Below are 17,860 nucleotides of genomic sequence, written 5' to 3'. Positions count from 1 at the left end.
GGCGACCCCACCTTCGATCTGGGTGCCCGTCTCGTGCCGGCGGACGCTCCGTCTCTGGAACTTGCGGGCGGCAAGGGACGAATCCCTGCCTCTCTACGGCGCCATCTCGCGACGTGGCCTTCAGGTACAGCGTTCTCGTCGGTTGACGGTGTTCTCGTCGCCTTCAGAATGCCCCACGGTAGCCATGAGTTCGACCGACAGCAACACTCCGAACCACGGCGAGGACGCCAGGTGTGCCGCCACGTGTCGCGACGATTGGCCTCCCCGGAGTCGACGGCGTGGCGTCGTTCGCCTTGCCGAAGAGGCTGGTCACGATCCACGGCAGGGCAGCGGCCAATTCCTCGTTGGCGGCCCGGAGATGTGGCGAAGGACTCTCGGGCGTAGCGGGGTTCACGCACGCGTGGGTCGCAACAGGCTCGGCAGTGATGTGGCGCGGAACTCCTCGATGACCGTCTCGGATTTGCCCCACGGCTCGCCCTTCAGGCCAGCTACCAGCTCGAACCAGACGCGCGCGAAGGCGTCGAGCGCTTCGGGCTCGCTATAGGCGACGCCATGCGCCAGGAGCGGCGCGATGTCCTCCGTCAAACTGCGCGTCAGCTTGCCGAGCATCCGTTCCTCGGCGTTCGCGCGCGAGACCGTGGTGCCGTCCTGCGTCATGTAGTGCTCGAATGCGGCGATCACGCGCGCGGGGTCGAGGGAGAGTTGCTCGAATCCGACGTGGAAGTCGAAGAGGTCGCGACCCTTCCGACGCTGCAGGAGCGCCCGGAGCTTCGTCCCGAACAACTCCTCCGGCTCGAACGACACGACGGACGCCCGGCCCGTGAACCACGGGTTCTCGACGGCGTAAGGATACGGGCGGAGGCCGTACAGGTGGTCGTGCTCCCGCGTGTTGACCTCGACTTTCACCTTGGCCCGGACGGCTGGTTCGGAGTCCGGTATGAAGCGATAGATGAGATGGAGCGAGTGCGCGGCGGCGTCGCGCTTGAACGGACCAAGCCACGACAACACATCGCGCAGTGCGTTGACCGTCGGGCCGATCGGTTCCGCGTGTACCTGGACGAGGTCGATGTCCTCCGAGTAGCGAAGCGGCTGGCGAAACAGCAGCTTGTGAATCGCGGTGCCGCCTCGGAACGCCAAGCGCTCAGCGAGGAACGGCTCGTTGAAGATGTCGCACAGCGCGCGACAGATGATGAGGTCCTGCTCGACCTGCCGCAACTCCCGCCACGGCGTCGTCGCGGCCCATTCCTGAATGTGGGCGCGTGGGATCATGCGTCAATCTCCACGGGCACGTTCAGATGCAGCTTCCAGGCGTGCGACTCTCCGTCTCCAACGCTGGCGGCCAGGCTGGGAACAATGCGCGCCGACGGATCGAGGGGCTTGAGCGATTTGGCCTTCTTCGCCTGCGGTCGAAGGCTGGCGGCCTGACGCGCGTAGCCGAAGTGCTCGAGGAGGTAGCCGAGACGACGGACGACGGAGTTCTCGTACGAGGTCGCGGCGCGCGCGAGTTTCTGCGGACTAGCGCGTCCGCCAAGGTCGTGCACGATCTGTGCGGCACCGTTGAGACCGGCACTCTGGTGGAAGTACCGAACGGCATCGAGCAGCAGCAGTTCAACGCCGGCGACCTTTGCGAACCCCGCATCGGTCTTCAACTGATCCAGCCACGGCTGCTGGTTGACTGCCGCGAACGCGTCCGCGGCCTGATACACGAATTCCACGCGCTGTCGCTCGATGGCCACCGGGCGTAGTTGCCTGGGGACGATTGCTTGAAACACCTGCGCAGCTTGGTGCGAGGACCCATGAAACGCCGCGGCCCGCAGGAGTGAAACCCGGTAATCCACGCCGATGTGACGCATCAGCGGATCAATCCAGCGCGCCGGGTCCGGGCCTCCGCCGACGCGGTCCTCCGGGCGCAGAATGACGAAGAAGCCCTGCTTGGGCCGAGCGAGCCGGCGCTGGCGCACCAGACGCGCTGCGGCAGCGTTGAACGCCGTTGCCGACACTCCGAGAGCAGTCAATGCCTCAGCCTTGGTCAGGTGATACCGCCCGTGCCCCAGCCGCTGATCCAGGAGCTGATCCAGCGCGTTTATCATTCCCCAATCATAATCCATAAACAGTTGATGCCGGATCTATTCGCATATGATTGGGCTTGTCTGAATCAGGCGGGTCAGCCCGCGCGCGCAAGTCCGAGCCGCCGACGATGGAGCGGGGACCGTTGCCCAAATGGTGCCAAACCTGGGGGAGAATCGGGAGGAATCAAGTGGACGACAGTGCACGAAACGGAGCACTGAAACCGCTTGCGCCTCAAGCGGTTGGAACCGGAAACCCAGCGCCATCAGCCACTTGGAAAGAGGCCTCTTGAATTCGAATCCCTGCCTCCCAGCCAAGCTTTTCCTTAAATCGCAGCGAGCCAACTGAAGTCTACCGGGCGAAGACGAGCCACGTGCCAGTCGCGGCCGGCCTCAGGGATCCGCTCCTGTGATTGGCACACTAAGTGTGCTATAGTGCTAGTCGGTGATCCGGACGCTGGCCGACGACACGACCCGGGACATCTGGAACGGCGTGAACTCGAAGGCCGCCCGCCGCATCCCGACGGACTTATGGCCGATCGTTCGCCGCAAGCTTGATCAGATCGATGCGGTGACGAAGCTCGACGAGCTCAAGGTGCCTCCCGGCAACCGGTTGCATGCCCTGACCGGGGCCTTGAAGGGGCGGCACGCCGTGCGAGTGAACGACCAGTATCGGGTCGTCTTCCGGTTCGAGGGCTCGGACGCCTTCGATGTGCGCTGCACCGACTACCACTGAGGAGATCGACATGCTCCCCACTCATCGTCCGCCGACCCACCCCGGTGAGATGCTCTTGAAGGAGTTCCTGGAGCCATTGGGCGTATCGCAGGTCGAGGCTGCGGACCGTATGAACATCCCGTTCCAGCGGCTCAACGCGATTGTCAGAGGGCGGCGCGGCGTCAGTGCGGATACCGCGTTGCTGCTCGAGGGCTTGACGCACTGGGACGCCGAGATCTGGCTGCGGCTGCAGGCGAAGTGGGATCTCTGGCACGCCGTGAAGGCCCGAGGGCAACGGCCCAAGGTGCGCGCGCTTCCGCAGAGCGCGTAGCGATTCCGAAAGATGCGCCTGCCCGTGCGCGCTCAGAGGGATGGAGGCCACTCGCGCTCCCACGCCGCATGGACGAGGTAGTTGCGGAAATCGTCCGTAACACCCAGCCAATCCCCGTTTTCGTTCCCTCGCGCGAGCAGGTCGAACGGCTTAACCGAAGAAAACAAAAGGTTTCCGCGATCGAACGCGCAGTTCGAAAGCAGCATCTTGACCGCTTTCGCCTGATCGGCCTGATTCTTCGTAAGGAATTGAGCCTGCGCAGGGTTTGCGCGAGTTCCAGAATCTGGCAGCCTTTGACCATGTAGTCGTGGCTCGCGGTGTCGTGCAGGGCCGTGTCACGGCGGACGTCGGCGAGTTCCTGCTCCCACTCGCGCGACTTGCACTGCGACAGATCGTCGGAGATGCGACCTGCGAGGCGGTCTTCGTAGGCGCGATCGATCCTCGCCCGGACGCCGATGTGCTGCTGCAGTTGCAGGATGGAAACATCAGATGTCCAATGCGATATCATCTAGCATCATGCGAACGACGGTCGACATCGACGATCCGATCCTCCGAGAGGTCAAGACGATCCACGAGAAGGAAGGCCGCTCCATGGGTGCTGTCGTCTCGGAGCTGCTGGCCGATGCGCTGGCCCGGCGTCGCACGGGACGTGAACGCCCGGCGTTTCGTTGGACCTCGCGCCCAATGAAGGCACTGGTCGATCTCTCGGATAAGGACGCCGTGTACGCCGCGCTCGACGGCGACCGGTCATGAGCTATTCACTCGACGCGAACGTGCTCCTGTTCGCGTCCGATCGATCGAGCGAGCGGCACGAGGCGGCCCGCAAGCTCCTGGAGTCGTGTGCAGCGAAACCGGAAGTGCTCTGCCTGACCTGGCCGACGCTCATGGCCTACCTGCGCATCGCCACGCACCCGAGCATCTTTGCGACGCCCCTCACGCCAGAGGAAGCGCTGGCCAACGTCAGGTCCCTCCTGGCGTTGCCCCAGACGCGGGTGGTGTCCGAGCAGGACGGCTTCATGGACGCCTACCGGCACGTCACGGCCGACACAGTCGTCCGTGGAAACCTCGTGCCAGACGCGCACGTAGCGGCCATCCTGTTTCAGAACGGTGTCCGGACGCTCTACTCGAACGATCGCGACTTCCGGAAGTTCGAGACGCTCGACGTTCGAGACCCATTTGCATAGCCGCTGGAGAGCCGACGCGGGCCAGTGGGACGTCCTCGGCCGGAAGGGCGGGCCATCCTGTCACGGACCTGCTCACTCCGTCCCCGAGAGCGCGAACCGAACCGCCAGCTCCCGCAACACTGAGAAGGTATCCTTCGACGGTACTTCGAACTGCGCGCAGACGTCGGGAAGCAGAACACGGTTCCGCGACTCCGGACGCGGCTGTTCGTTCGTCACGACGGTAGTGCCGTGGACCATCGAGTAGGCGACGAGCCAGCCATCGGCCTCGGTGGTGAACTTGGCCTTCGCGCGGTCGAAGTACTGCGTGCTGCGCTGCACCCAGAGCATCACCTCGGCGTAGGCGGAACTGACCTCCTCTGGTTGGCACAGGTACACCGTGCCGGCATCGCCTGTTGTTGACACGACGGGACGTTGCGCGCATCTCCCACGCCGTCGGCGACTTCCAGTCGGAGCGGCGGCGCCTCGTCGCCGCCACCGCGAGCATGTCGTCGCGCCCGCCACGCGTGGCCGGGAGGCCGAGTTCTCCGAGATGCTCTTTGACCGACGCCCGGGCGATGCCGAAGAAGCGGTGGAAGAAGGCGTTCGGACGCCGGATCTGAAGTGGCGGCTGACGACCGAAGAGAGGTCGACTTGGTACGAATCCAGGCCGCGTTCCACCGCGAGCACCTCCGCGGCCATCGTCTTGCCCGTGCCGCTCGTGCCGGAGAAGAGCGCACTGATGCTGACACCGCGCGCTTCGAGGACTCGCCGCACGCAGGGCGGGTGTATCCTAGGTGCCCAACCCCATTTTCGAAACGCATGGCTGCGAGCGATCCAGCGCAGGTCACCGCCTTGCTTCGTGCCTGGACCGATGGAGAGCCGGGCGCGCTCGAGCAGTTGGTCCCGCTGGTCCATCGCGAGCTGCTCGCCACTGCCCGGATCTATATGAAGCGGGAGCGGCGTGATCACACGCTCCAGCCCACGGCCCTGGTCAACGAGACCTACACGCGCCTCGTGGGCCTTCGCCGGATCCAGTGGCAGGACCGCGCGCACTTCCTGGCCATGGCCGCGCGCCTGATGCGTCGTGTCCTGATCGAACGCGCTCGTGCTCGCCTCGGGCGGAAGCGTGGTGGCGGGGCAACCCGCGTGACGCTCGATGATGACGCCTTCGCGACCGAGCAGCCGTCCTGCGACGTGTTCGCCCTCAACGAGGTGCTCGATCGCCTCGCCGCGCTGGATCCACGCCGCGCCACGGTCGTCGAGCTGCGATTCTTCGGCGGACTCACGCTCGACGAAACGGCGTCGGCCCTCGATGTCTCGCCCGACACCATCACGCGTGACTGGAACCTCGCGCGAGCATGGCTCGCCCGGGAACTGAAGGGCGTGTCGTGACGCCGCAGCGCTGGGCCGAGATTTCCGAGCTGTACGCTGCCGTGCTCGACGTGGAAGCCGACGCACGCGACGCCGTGCTCGCCGCTCGATGCGAGCAGGATCCCGACCTGCGTCGCGAGGTGGAGTCGCTGCTCTCGCAACAGGCCGACGCCTCCGTTGTCAGTCGGCTCGTCTCGACACTGGTCCCCGGGCGCGCAACGGGGGCGCGCCTGGGCGCCTATCGGCTGGAGGCGCTCATCGGCGAAGGCGGCATGGGCGAGGTGTATCGCGCGCACGACGAGGCGCTCGCGCGGGATGCCGCGATCAAGATCCTGCCCGCGGCCTTCGCCGCCGATCCCAATCGCCGCGCGCGCTTCGAGCGCGAGGCGCGCGTGCTCGCCTCACTGAATCATCCCAACATCGCCGCCATCCATGGTGTGGTCGAGGGCGACGGCCGCCGCGGCCTGGTGCTGGAACTGGTGGACGGCGAGACGCTCGCCGAGCGGCTGAAGCGGCCGCCGCGGCTGACGATGCCCGAGATCGTCGCGATCGCGCGTCAGCTGGTCGAGGCGCTCGATGCTGCGCACGGCCGGGGCATCGTGCATCGCGACTTCAAGCCCGCCAACATCACGATCACGCCGGAAGGCCAGGTCAAGGTGCTGGACTTCGGGCTGGCGAAAGCCATCGAGAAGGACGATGCGCCGTTCGGATCGGTACCCGCGGACATGCCGGCGAGTCAGCAGACGGGCGAGGGTGTCGTTGTGGGCACTGTCTGCTACATGAGCCCGGAGCAGGCGCGCGGCCTCCCGGTGGATCGACGCACGGACATCTGGGCGTTCGGCTGCGTGCTGTACGAGATGCTGACCGGCGCGCAGCCCTTTCGCGGCGACACGATGTCGGACGTCGTGGTCGCGATCCTCGAGCGCGATCCGGACTGGGATGCGCTGCCGCACGCGCCGCCACAGCTCCTTCGGCTCGTACGGCGATGCCTCGAAAAGGACACCCGGGCGCGCCTGCGAGACATCGGCGATGCGTTCGGCGACCCGGGCGGTGAAGCGGCGGCGTCGCTCGCGCAGGACGTCCAGCTCCCGGCCGTGGACCGGCGATCGCCACGTGTCGCGTGGTCGGTGGCCGCGCTGCTGGCAGCCACCATCGTCGGAGGCGTCGCCTGGCTGTCGACGCGCCGCGAGGACGTGACGCCCGTCTTCAAGAGCGCCATCCGCCTCACGCGCGGTCCTGCGCTGGAGTTCGGGCCGGCCATCTCGCCAGATGGGAAATGGGTGGCTTACCTCTCGAACGAACGCGGGCCCACTGACATCTGGGTTCGATACGTGAGCGGCGGCGATGCCACCAACCTCACGGCTGACAGCGGATTGCAGATGCCGACGCGCATCGACATCGGCGGGCTCGCGATCTCTCCCGACGGTACGCGCATCGCCTTCGACGCCGGCAGCAGGCCAGGCACGCCGTCGAATCTGTTCGATGCGTGGACGATTCCCGCCCCGCTCGGCGGCACGGCGACCAAGCTTGTCGAGCGCGGCCGGGCACTGCGGTGGTCGCCCGATGGCCGGCGCATCGTGTACGTGCGTGCTGGCGCATCGGCTGGCGACGCGCTCTTCGTGGCCGATGCCGACGGCACCAACGAGCGACCTGTCGTGGCGGCGCGCGGCATGCACATGCACTGGCCGTCATGGTCGCCGGACGGGCGATCGCTGTACTTCATCCAGACGCCGCAGACCTCCAACGCGGAGCCCGTCGAGATCCACCGGGTGTCGGCAGATGGCGGACCCGTGGAAACCGTGGTGGCCACGGCTCGGCGCGCCATCTTCCCCATCCCGACCAACGATGGGCGAGGGCTCCTGTACGCCGCGAACCCGTTCACCGCGGAGCTCGGATTGTGGTGGAAGCCGCTGCGTGCCGACGCCACGCCTCGGCAGGTCACCTCGGGCGTCGGCGAGTACCAGGACCTCGCGGTGTCGGCCGGAACCGGCGACGCCGTGGCGTCGATCGTCGAGCTGCGACAGTCGATCGTCGCGATCGATACGGACCCGCATGCCGGGGGCGCCAGCCGCGAGATCACCGACGGATCGAGTGGTGACCTGGATCCCGTGCTCTCGCCGCAGAATGATCGGCTCGTGTTCAGCTCGATACGCAGCGGCAACCGGCAGCTCTGGTCAGCGGAGCCCGATGGCCAGCGTCCGCGTCGGTTGACCACGGGCGATTCGCTGGACGAGCAGGCCACGATCTCGCCCGACGGACGCCGGACTGCCTTCGTGTCCGACCGTGGCGGACGACGAGGCCTGTGGGTGATGAACGCCGATGGTGGCGTTCCGCGCCTGCTCGTACACGCACTCGTGGTGGACGTCCCGTCGTGGTCGCCGGATGGGCAGGAGCTGGTCTACACGACACCGATCGCTGACGCACCGGGCCTGTGGGTGGTGGAAGTCGAGACGTCGACCGTGCGACGGCTGGCGACACCTGGTCCGGCGCGGGCTCCCGTGTGGCATCCCTCCGCCGACCTGATCGCCTACATCGAGGCACGCCGCCCGGAAGCAGGGCAGCCCAACTCGTCGCGTGTGGCGTTCGTGAATCGTCGCGGCGAGCCGCAGCACCCCGGGCTCACCGAGAGTCCCAACCTCTCCAACGGCTTCCTCGCCTGGTCGCCGGATGCACGCAGCCTGGCGGCGTTGATCGAACCTGGATCGACGCCATCGGCCGTGTGGATCCTCGATCCGTCCGGCGTGGCGCCACCGCGGAGTGTCGGTGCGTTTCCGATCGGTGTTCGTCTTCGCGGCGCGACATGGACGCCTGACGGCCGGACCCTGCTGGTCGGTCGCAGCCAGCAGTCGAGTGACATCGTCTTCTTCCAGCGCTGAACAGGCCGTGGGCGCCTGCTGCGGCACTTTCGACGGCTTCCTCGCCTAATCCGGCAGACGTCCTGGCGCGCATCTGCGTCAGCGCGCAAGGAGGAGCCCATCATGCGCACAGTTGTTGCAGCCGCCGGCATCGCGGCGGCCCTCGTCGTGTCCACGAGTGCCCACCGGCTTTCGGACTGGTCGGAGGCCGAGAACCTCGGACCGGCGATCAACTCGGCGTTCAACGACCAGCATCCGGCCATCTCGAACGACAACCTCTCGCTTTACTTCGTGAGCGATCGCCCGGGCGGGGCTGGCGGCACCGACATCTGGGTCGCTCGCCGCCGTCGCGTTGGTGCGGCGTGGAGTACCCCGGTGCCACTCCCGGCGACGATCAACACGAACACGGCCGAGTTCGCGCCGACCCTCGCGGCCGACGGGCACGCGCTCGTGTTCGGCAGCGAGCGCTCGGGTGGATGTGGCGGCCGGGATATCTGGGTGTCGCTGCGGAGGAACACGCGCGACGACTTCGGATGGGGACCGGCCGTGAACCTCGGCTGCGACGTCAACTTCAGCGGATTCGACGATGGTCCGACGTGGTTCGAAGATCGACGCGGCAGGGTGACGCTGTACTTCACGAGCCAGAACCGTCCGGGCGGGTTCGGCGACTTCGACATATGGGCCAGCGAGATGAACCGCGACGGGTCGTTCGGACCGGCGTACAACGTCGCGGAGCTGAACTCACCCGCGCGGGATACGCGGACCGCCATTCGGCGCGACGGCCTGGAGATGCTCTTCACCTCGACGCGGCCCGGGAGCCTGCTGGACGTGAACGGCAACGTGACGCTCGACCTCTGGGTGTCCACGCGTCCCAACACGCACGCGCCGTGGTCGGAACCGGAGCCCGCCGGCGCGATGAACGGCGCCTTCAACGACGGCGCACCCGCGCTGAGCGAGGACGCCGAGGACGTGTACTTCTACTCGAACCGTCCGGGCGGGTTCGGCGCGAACGACCTGTGGGTGAGTCATCGCGACATGAAGCATGGCCGTCGCGACAGCCCCGGCCGCGGCCACGACAGACGCGACAACGGCCCAGGGCACGGCCGTCGCTGAGACTCGTGCCCGCCGACGGAACTCGCCTGGCCGGCAGGGCTGAACGCTGTCCATGGCCCACGGGCCAATGCCTATCGGACGACGACACTGTCGTCCGACAGGTCTTCCAGGTCTGCCAGGATGGGACACTCGGGGCGCTCGTCGCCGGCGCAGCACGCCGTCAGCGTCTCGAGCGCGCCCACCATCTGATTCAGTCTGTCGATACGCTCGCGGAGCTCCGCGATGTGCGTCATGGCGATGCGCTTCACGTCGGCGCTCTGGCGCGACGTGTCGCGCCAGAGGCTCAGCAGGTCGTTGATCTCGGCCACGGAGAAACCGAGGTCGCGCGCGCGCCTGATGAAGCGGAGCCTGTGGACGTCCGCCGTGGTGTAGTCCCGATAGCCCGACTCCCGGCGCTCGGCTCGCGGAATGAGACCTGTCTGTTCGTAGTACCGGATCATCTTGGCCGAGACGCCGGACGCCTGCGAGGCCTGCCCGATGGTCATCGCGATCTCCCTGCCGCCGCCGGTGCGAGCGATGTCGCCGCGTCGGTCCCGGCGGTGGACGATGGTGCGCGGAAGCCGCGCAGTCGCAGCGCATTGCCGAGCACGAAGACACTCGACATCGCCATGGCTCCGGCGGCAAACATCGGCGACAGCAGAAGGCCCCACGCGGGATACAACGCGCCGGCCGCCACAGGGATCAGCGCCGTGTTGTAGGCGAACGCCCAGAACAGGTTCTGACGGATGTTACCCATGGTCGCGCGCGACAGGGCGATCGCCGTGACCACGCCGGTCAGGCTCCCGGACATGAGCACCACGTCTGCCGCTTCGATGGCGACATCGGTGCCCGTGCCCACGGCGAGCCCGACATCGGCGGCCGCCAGCGCCGGCGCGTCGTTGATGCCGTCGCCGACGAACGCCAGCACGCCATGCGCGTCCTTCAGCGATCGCACCGCATCCACCTTGCCCTCGGGCAGGACCTCCGCCATCACGTGATCGATGCCGAGCTGTCTTGCGATGGCATCGGCGGTGCGACGGTTGTCGCCCGTGACCATCGCGACCTTCAGGCCAAGGTCGTGCAACGCCGCGATCGCCGCTGGCGTCGTCGCCTTGATGGGGTCGGCTACGGCGAGCACCGCCGCCAGGCTTCCGTCGAGGGCTGCGTAGATCGGCGATCGGCCGAGGCCCGCCAGGTGCTCGGCAGTTGCGGCCACGGGCGTCACGTCGACGCCGAGCTGCCGCATGTACCGATCGGCGCCGATGTCCACGCGCGCGCCCTCGACCCGCGCCGTGACGCCGAAGCCCGTGATGGACTCGAACGACGCGACGGCCGGCAGCGCGATGCCCTCCGCCACCGCGGCGTCGACGATCGCTCGTGCGATCGGATGTTCCGACTTGTCCTCCACCGCGGCGATCCGTCCGAGCACGTGCGCGCGATCGAATCCATCGGCCACATGCAGATCGGTAAGCGACGGCTTCCCTTCCGTCAGCGTCCCGGTCTTGTCCACGGCAACCACCGCAGCGTCTTCGAGCCGCTGGAGCGCCTCGCCCTTGCGAAAGAGGATGCCGAGCTCGGCCCCGCGTCCCGTGCCGACCATGATCGATGTCGGCGTGGCCAGGCCCATCGCGCACGGACACGCGATGATCAACACCGCTACGGCATTCACCAACGCGAACGTCAGGGCAGGCGATGGTCCCCAGGCCAGCCACGCCAGGAACGTCAGCGTCGCCACCGCCATCACACCCGGCACGAACCACATCGTCACTCGATCGACGAGCGCCTGGATCGGGAGCTTGGATCCCTGCGCCTGCTCCACCATGCGAATGATCTGCGCCAGCATCGTCGCGTCGCCGACCGCTGTCGCGCGGAAGGCCAGCGCGCCCTGCTGGTTGACCGTGCCTCCCACGAGCGTGCCACCGATGCCCTTGGCAACCGGGATCGGTTCGCCCGTGATCATCGACTCGTCGACGTAGCTGTCGCCTTCCAGCACCGCGCCGTCGACGGGAATGCGCTCGCCAGGCCGGACGTCGATGATCTCGCCGGCGCGCACATCGGTGATGGGCACGTCGACGCTCGTGCCGTTGCGCCTGACGCGTGCGACTTTCGGCTGGAGTCGGATCAGTCGCTTGATCGCCTCCGACGTACGCCCCTTCGCGCGCGCTTCAAGCACACGCCCGAGCAGGATCAACGTGACGATGACGGCTGCGGCCTCGTAGTAGACGTTGACAGTGCCGGGTGGCAGGAGTGTCGGGGCGAAGGTGGCGACGAGCGAGAACGTGTACGCCGCCAGCGTGCCGACGGCGACGAGCGAGTTCATGTCCGGCGCGAACCGCGCGAGCGCCGGCAGCCCCTTCGTGTAGAACCGGAGACCCGGCGCCGCCAGCACCGCCGTCGTCAGCGCGAACTGGATATACCAGCTCCACTGCATGCCGATGGTCCGATGGATCAGGCCGTGTACGCCGGGGATGACGTGCGTGCCCATCTCCAGCAGGAACACCGGTAGCGTGAGGAGACTCGCCACCGTGAGGTCGCGCTGCAGCTCGCGACGCTCGGTCTCCTTCCGCTGCCCCGCCTCGTCATGGGTCGCATCGTGACTCGTGACGGGACGCGCCCCATAGCCGGCCTTGACTACCGCCGCGATCAACGCGTGCTGGTCCGCGGTTCCGCGGACGCTCGCCCGCTCCGTAGCCAGATTGACCACCGCCTCTGTGACGCCGGGCACGGCCTTCAGTGCGCGTTCGACGCGACCGACGCAGGAGGCACAGGTCATCCCCTCGATCGGCAGGCGAATCGTGGCCTCCACAGACGGTTGCTGAATTCGTTCGGCGCTCATCGCACTCTCCTGACCCTCTCACATGTCGTCTGGCGCAGGGCATCCCACGTGGGCGCCCGCGAACCAGTCTGAACCTTCCAACGATGGGAAGGTCAAGGCGCGTAACGTGCGACGAAGCTCGAGCGTCAGTCGCAGGCCAATCCTCGCCGGCACCACTGGAAGTGCTCGAACACCTCTATCCGTTCGTGGTCCTCGATCGCGATCCGCCCGCGTTGGTGGACAACCATGCCGACAGGTTCCGCGTCGGGATCAGTGAATCGATCCAACACTGCTCGAACCGTTCGAATCACTGACTTGTCGAGGAACGGTCGGCCGTCGGCGCCAAGCAGGTAGGCACCGGTGTACTCGAACGGTACTCCGGCGCCCTCATGTTCAGCGCCGTAGCGCCGCTCATCGTCGTCCAGGTAGTGCTGAAGGCAGTGGAACACGCCGGCCAGATCCTTCGCGGCTCGACGATCGCTGAACGCCACCGGTTTCAGGAGTGCGTAGAGCGGGAGCGGAACGACCGGCAGCGTCGGGCCGTCATCGAGCACGGTCTCCACGGTCACGGTGACGTCGGCGTCGTTCGTCAGGCGAGCGGAACGCGCGTCGAGCAGCAGTTCGGGCACGAGGGCGCAGACGACTGCGAACGGAACGCCGAGTACTCGGAGTCCACGTTCGAGGGCGGTCACGACAGGAAGAAGCGCGGGTTCAAGCCGTGGCATCGTCCAGCACTCTCGGAAGCAGCAACTCGGCCGCCTCCAGCGCCTGTTCGGTTCCGCGGTAGCGCAGTTCGGCGTATGCGAGGAGGTCCGGCGCAGTGGGGATCGCATCATCGTCCATCTGCGGACACGCCAGCGGCCCTGGTGGTTCGATGACGAGCAGATTGCCACCGTGAACGGCAGGCTGCGCGATCAGCGCCTTCTGAACCTCGCGATCGTCCAGCACCCGGATCGGTGCGTAGATCTCGGTCTCCACCGCGCGGAAGTAATGATCCCGACGGCCGGCGGCATCCGCACCAGTCAGTGCCCATCGCTGCTCGCGCGGGCAAGCACGTTTCGCAAGCGTTCCCACAGCTGCGTCTTGTCATCGACGCGGACCTGGAATCGCCGTTCGGCCAGCCTGGGGCGGACCGCCTCGATGTACGCCTGCACCCAGAGCGCGACGAGGGCCGGCCTGTCGTGCAGCGTGCGAGTTCCCAGCCGGCCGCGCAGGAGTCCCCTGAGCGTGAGGCCGTTCAGGCACTTCGCGACGGTGCCGAGCGCGACGTCGGCCTCGTCCGCGAGCGCTCGATAAGGTGCGTTCACGAGCGCTGGCTGCACCAGCAGTGCCATGACCGTCCTGACCCAGCCCTTGTGCGGTCGTGCAGGACCCGTTGCGCGCTCTTTCGGTGGCCGGCGGCCCTGGACGTGCACGAAGAGGTCTGGCGCGTCGAGGTGCACGTTCCCGGCAAGGTCGGCATAGTCGATGCCGGCGCGCTCGAGGACCGGCACCATGGCTGCTGCCACCAGATCCGCCACCACTTCCACCGCTGCTCCAGAGCCCGACGAAGAACCCGAACAGCCACAACGAGCGGGACGCGAGCGTGGTGCGAAAGCTCTGCTCGACGATCTCACGTACGGTCATGCACGCCTCCTGGTGAACGGGCGTTCATCGCCCTTACCTGCAGGAAGCCGGTGAACCCGCAGAGTGTGACAGGTAAGTCGTCTTCGAGAACGGTACGCTCGCGATCCGTATCCTGTGCCAGGCGTGGCGGCAGAGACCGCACGGACAGAGTGGAAGGACGAGAGATGCACATCAGAACGGAACGACCCGAGGACATTCCGGGTATCCGTCACGTGAATGAGACCGCATTCGACACGGCCGGAGAAGCGGACCTCGTCGACGCGTTGCGGCAACAGGCGCACCCGATCGTCTCCCTGGTTGCGGTCGACGAGGAGGCAGTGGTGGGACACATCCTGTTCTCGCCGGTGACGCTGCTTCCTCACGTGGACAGGCAGTTCATGGGACTGGCACCGATGGCGGTGCTGCCAGGCAGGCAGCGTCAGGGGATCGGCTCAGCGCTCGTGCGAGCTGGTCTCGACGCGTGTCGTGAGAGGGGTTTCGACGCGGTTGTCGTCCTTGGCCACGCCGACTACTACCCACGGTTCGGCTTCGTGCCCGCATCGACGTTCGGCGTGCGATCCGAGTACGACGTCCAGGACGACGTCTTCCTGGCGATCGAGCTGAGTCCCGGCGCTCTGCGCGAGCGCGCCGGGACCATCCGCTATCACGTAGCATTTGCTGCCGTGTAGAAAGTGTCGCGGGGATGGAGCCGGTCGCCGTGCCCGGCGTGTGTCGATGTACTCAGAGATATGTGGACCGTTCCCCAGCGGCGTGCAGGTCGCGGCCGATCCTCACCACGATGTCCGGCAGGGCATCCACGTCTGCTTCGGTCGTGTGGAAGTTGACGATGCAGGCGCGCAGGAGATAGCGACCGCGCACGACGGCATGGGAGACGAAGGCCTCGCCTGACATCTGCAATCGCTCCAGCAGGGCCTCGTTGAGCGCGTTCAGGTACGTCTCCGTCTCCGACGTGCCGATCGAGCCGCGAAGGTCCGTCGGGACATAGCGGAACGTCGAGATACTGAGGCTCGACGTACACGCTTCGAGTTCGGGATGCGCATCGGCGGCGGCGAAGAGCCGCGCGGCCAGCGCGCAGTCGGCGGCAATCGTCTGCCTGTAGCCGTCGGCGCCAGCCTGCTGCAGGGCGAGCCACACTTTCAGCGCGCGGAACCCGCGAGAGTTCTGGGGCCCGAGGTCCACATAGTTGATCCCGTCGCCATCGTCGAAATGGTAGTAGGCGGGATGGTAGGAGAAGGCACGCCGGAGACACGCGGCGTCGCGCGCGAGCAGGCATCCGGCTTCGAGCGGCGCGTACAGCCACTTGTGCGGATCCACGGCGATCGAGTCGGCAAGATGGAGTGCGTTCAGGTCGTGCGGCGCATCGGGCAGCACGGCTGCAAGCGCGCCGTACGCGCCGTCGATGTGAAACCATGCACCCGCCTCGCGGCAGGCGTCCGCGATTGCAAACAGCGGATCGACAGCGCCGGTGCTCACCGATCCGGCAGTCCCCGCGACCAGCATCGGCACATCGCCCGCGGCCCTGTCCGCATCGAGGGCCGCGCGCAGCGCGGCGACGTCGAGCCGCTGCTCGGCATCTGTCGCGATCCAGCGAATCGCGTCGGTGCCGAGTCCCGAGAGATCGGCAGCCTTCTGGATCCACGTGTGCGTCTCCGCTGACGCATAGACACGCAGCCGCGGTGCGCCGGCCGCACTCATGCCCGCGGCACGCACCTGCCACGCCTCGCCCGCCGCGGCACGCGCGGCGAAGAAGCCGACGATGTTGGCCATGTTGCCGCCGCTGACGAACAACCCGCCGGCGTTGTCGCGGTAGCGGAGCAGTTCGCCGATCCAGCGAATGGTCTGGCCCTCGATCTCGCTGGCCATCGGCGCCAGCCGCCAGGCGCCGACGTTGGCGTTGAGCGCGGCGGCAAGCAGATCTCCGAGCATGCCGATCGGCGCGGGTGACGAGGTGACGTAGCCGAAGAACCGCGGATGCCCGTTGAACAGCGAATGGTCGGACAGCAACCGGACCGCACGGTCGAGCAGCTCGTCTGCCGGTGTGCCCGTCTGCGGCAATGGACGCGACGCATCGAGAGCGGTGCGGACCTCGGCCGGCGTCTCGCCACTCGTCACGCGGCGTTCGCGCAGGCCGCCAAGCACATCCGCGATGCGATCGACGAGCGCATGGCCGGCTCGCCTGAACTCGCTATCGTCCATGGCGAGCGGCGTCCGTCCGGGGTGATCGGCGCGAGCGTCTGGCGATGACGATGAGGACATGGCGGCGCGGCTCCTTCGACGGCCACGATCGTACATGTCGCGCAGGCTTTGCCTGCGGCGCGTTCTCGACTATCGTCGGCGGATTGCCGCGGTATCGCTTCTCCGACTTCGTGTTGTCGCCCCGCCAGCGGGCGCTTCTGCGTGACGGTCGTCCGATCACGCTGATCCCGCGCTACTTCGACCTGCTCGTGTTCCTCGTCGAGCGACGAGGCGACGCCGTCCACCGCCGCGACATCTTCGACATCGTCTGGGCCGACGTGATCGTGTCCGACAGCGCGCTCAGCCAGGCGATCCGCACGCTGCGCCGGACGCTCGGCGACGACTCGCGCGAACCGATCTTCATCCGTACGGTCTCCCGTCACGGCTACCAGTTCGTGTTCGCCGACGTCGTCGAGGAAGACGACGATGGGCGTGGCAATGGCGCGGCAGCGCGCGCGGCTGTTGGGGAGCCCAGCGACGTTGCTGCACCGCTCCCGGTTTCGGTGGAGCGCGATGATCCGTTCGCGCCGCTGATCGCCCAGGTGACCGCCGTTCCAGGTGAAGGCGTTTCCCTCGAGGATCAACGCGACGCAGCGGAGCGCCTGCATCTGTTGGGAACGGAGGCGGTACTCGATCAACTGGTCGATCATCCGCGCGGTCCGTACGCGCGGGCGCTGCTCCGCGATACGCGGCATCTCGTGGGCGGGGCCGGTGAGGTGCCGATCGTCGGCCAGCCGCATCCGCTGGCCACGGCGGCACACGTCGTGACGATGCGGTTGCGCCGAGCGGCGCCGCTCGTCATCAGGCGTTCGATTGGCGGAGCCGTGGGCGGCGGGCTCGTCGGGGCGATCGCGGGCTGGGGCGGCGGTCTGCTGCTTGCGCTGGCACCCCACGGCGATGCACCGCTGACAGTGGCACCTGTGCTCGCGCTGATTGGCGTCATGTGCGGGCTCGTGGGCGGATCCGGCGTTGCTGCAGGCATCGGGCTGGCCGAAGCGCTTGCGCTTTCGTGGCGACTGCCGGCACTCGTGCTTGCCGGTGCGACTGGCGGCGGTCTGGTCGGCGTCATCACGCAGTTGCTGGCCCGCTGGACGCTCGGCGTCATGTTCGGCCTCGACGTTCCGGTGACCGGCGCGGTACAGAGTTTCGTCCTCGGTGCGGGAACGGCGCTCGGGTACGCCATCGCCACGCGCGATGTCGCGTCCGGGCTCGCCGCGCCGCGTGGCAGCCGGCGTGTGGCGCTCGTGGCGACCACGATGGCTGCGGGTGCGCTGGCGGCATTGGGGCTGGCGCTCTATGGGTGGCCGCTGGCCGGCGGCACCATCCACGCCATCGCACAGGCATCGGCGGGATCGCGCCTGGCGCTGACGCCGATCGGGCAACTCGTCGGCGAACCCGGATTCGGTCCCGTCACCGGCGCCATCATCACCATGGCGGAGGGCGGTTTGTTCGGCTGCGGCCTGGCGTACGGCATCACGCGGCGGTTCTGAACGCCCGGAAACCGGCCTGCTCACGGAGATCTCATCGAACCCTCACGCGATCGTGAAGACATCCGCACCTGTTGCGCCGATGCTGCGGCGTGCCACGGTCG

18 protein-coding genes are annotated in these 17,860 nt (G+C 67.3%); 9 read left to right on the top strand and 9 right to left on the bottom strand.

The features are described from left to right. Positions 1-390: 390 nt before the first annotated feature. The gene (locus IT182_09965) at positions 391-1,269 is read right to left on the bottom strand and encodes a nucleotidyl transferase AbiEii/AbiGii toxin family protein (protein ID MCC6163661.1); all 879 of its coding nucleotides are present in this window, start codon (positions 1,267-1,269) and stop codon (positions 391-393) included. Further along, positions 1,266-2,090 carry a hypothetical protein gene (locus IT182_09960; protein ID MCC6163660.1) on the bottom strand — a complete coding sequence of 275 codons (825 nt, stop codon included), beginning with the start codon at positions 2,088-2,090 and terminating at the stop codon, positions 1,266-1,268. The genes IT182_09965 and IT182_09960 overlap by 4 nt, the downstream gene beginning before the upstream one ends. Positions 2,091-2,511: 421 nt before the next feature. Here IT182_09960 and IT182_09955 point away from each other — a divergent pair, with 421 nt between their 5' ends. The 4 genes from IT182_09955 (at position 2,512) to IT182_09940 (ending at position 4,296) form a co-directional block, all read left to right on the top strand. Then, positions 2,512-2,802: a type II toxin-antitoxin system RelE/ParE family toxin gene (locus IT182_09955; protein MCC6163659.1), complete on the top strand. Its 291-nt coding sequence runs from the start codon at positions 2,512-2,514 to the stop codon at positions 2,800-2,802. 10 nt (positions 2,803-2,812) lie between these two features. Next, entirely contained in the window at positions 2,813-3,112 is a 300-nt protein-coding gene (locus IT182_09950; GenBank protein ID MCC6163658.1) for a HigA family addiction module antidote protein, read from the top strand. Between the two features lie 516 nt (positions 3,113-3,628). Then, entirely contained in the window at positions 3,629-3,865 is a 237-nt protein-coding gene (locus IT182_09945; protein ID MCC6163657.1) for an antitoxin, read from the top strand. After that, complete coding sequence (locus IT182_09940) at positions 3,862-4,296, top strand: PIN domain-containing protein (GenBank protein ID MCC6163656.1); 435 nt, start codon at positions 3,862-3,864, stop codon at positions 4,294-4,296. The genes IT182_09945 and IT182_09940 overlap by 4 nt, the downstream gene beginning before the upstream one ends. A 72-nt stretch (positions 4,297-4,368) precedes the next feature. Here the strand turns inward: IT182_09940 and IT182_09935 are convergent, their stop codons facing one another. Continuing rightward, positions 4,369-4,974 (bottom strand): DUF4411 family protein, encoded by a 606-nt coding sequence (locus IT182_09935; GenBank protein MCC6163655.1) that lies wholly within the window; start codon positions 4,972-4,974, stop codon positions 4,369-4,371. A gap of 120 nt (positions 4,975-5,094) precedes the next feature. On the opposite strand from IT182_09935, the gene IT182_09930 reads away from it, so the two are divergent. From IT182_09930 to IT182_09920, 3 genes are all read left to right on the top strand, one after another. Then, entirely contained in the window at positions 5,095-5,667 is a 573-nt protein-coding gene (locus tag IT182_09930) for a sigma-70 family RNA polymerase sigma factor (GenBank protein ID MCC6163654.1), read from the top strand. Continuing rightward, positions 5,634-8,522, top strand: a complete 2,889-nt coding sequence (locus IT182_09925; GenBank protein MCC6163653.1) for a serine/threonine-protein kinase — start codon at positions 5,634-5,636, stop codon at positions 8,520-8,522. The genes IT182_09930 and IT182_09925 overlap by 34 nt, the downstream gene beginning before the upstream one ends. Before the next feature lie 102 nt (positions 8,523-8,624). Continuing rightward, a complete protein-coding gene (locus IT182_09920) occupies positions 8,625-9,614 on the top strand; it encodes a PD40 domain-containing protein (protein MCC6163652.1) in 990 nt (329 codons plus the stop codon). A gap of 71 nt (positions 9,615-9,685) precedes the next feature. On the opposite strand, the gene cueR is transcribed toward IT182_09920, so the two are convergent. From cueR to IT182_09895, 5 genes are all read right to left on the bottom strand, one after another. Then, the gene (cueR, locus tag IT182_09915) at positions 9,686-10,099 is read right to left on the bottom strand and encodes a Cu(I)-responsive transcriptional regulator (protein ID MCC6163651.1); all 414 of its coding nucleotides are present in this window, start codon (positions 10,097-10,099) and stop codon (positions 9,686-9,688) included. Beyond that, positions 10,096-12,429 carry a copper-translocating P-type ATPase gene (locus IT182_09910; GenBank protein MCC6163650.1) on the bottom strand — a complete coding sequence of 778 codons (2,334 nt, stop codon included), beginning with the start codon at positions 12,427-12,429 and terminating at the stop codon, positions 10,096-10,098. The genes cueR and IT182_09910 overlap by 4 nt, the downstream gene beginning before the upstream one ends. 125 nt (positions 12,430-12,554) lie before the next feature. After that, positions 12,555-13,133 (bottom strand): hypothetical protein, encoded by a 579-nt coding sequence (locus tag IT182_09905; protein ID MCC6163649.1) that lies wholly within the window; start codon positions 13,131-13,133, stop codon positions 12,555-12,557. Next, a complete protein-coding gene (locus IT182_09900; protein MCC6163648.1) occupies positions 13,120-13,386 on the bottom strand; it encodes a hypothetical protein in 267 nt (88 codons plus the stop codon). Before IT182_09900 ends, IT182_09905 begins: the two co-directional genes overlap by 14 nt. Positions 13,387-13,430: 44 nt before the next feature. Then, the gene (locus IT182_09895) at positions 13,431-13,937 is read right to left on the bottom strand and encodes a hypothetical protein (protein ID MCC6163647.1); all 507 of its coding nucleotides are present in this window, start codon (positions 13,935-13,937) and stop codon (positions 13,431-13,433) included. Positions 13,938-14,198: 261 nt separating this feature from the next. Between IT182_09895 and IT182_09890 the strand changes: the two genes are divergently transcribed. Then, positions 14,199-14,702 (top strand): N-acetyltransferase, encoded by a 504-nt coding sequence (locus tag IT182_09890; protein MCC6163646.1) that lies wholly within the window; start codon positions 14,199-14,201, stop codon positions 14,700-14,702. Positions 14,703-14,754: 52 nt separating this feature from the next. On the opposite strand, the gene IT182_09885 is transcribed toward IT182_09890, so the two are convergent. Then, positions 14,755-16,290: an aminotransferase class V-fold PLP-dependent enzyme gene (locus IT182_09885; GenBank protein ID MCC6163645.1), complete on the bottom strand. Its 1,536-nt coding sequence runs from the start codon at positions 16,288-16,290 to the stop codon at positions 14,755-14,757. On the opposite strand from IT182_09885, the gene IT182_09880 reads away from it, so the two are divergent. Next, positions 16,275-17,759, top strand: coding sequence for a transcriptional regulator (locus tag IT182_09880; protein ID MCC6163644.1), 1,485 nt, complete (start codon positions 16,275-16,277; stop codon positions 17,757-17,759). The two genes, IT182_09885 and IT182_09880, sit on opposite strands and share 16 nt — an antisense overlap. The last annotated feature ends 101 nt before the right edge of the window (positions 17,760-17,860 follow it).

The organism is Acidobacteriota bacterium, assembly GCA_020845575.1.
GTDB lineage: Bacteria > Acidobacteriota > Vicinamibacteria > Vicinamibacterales > Vicinamibacteraceae > Luteitalea.
The sequence above is the reverse complement of the archived record's forward strand: the minus strand, read 5'-3'. Positions and strand labels throughout refer to the sequence as shown.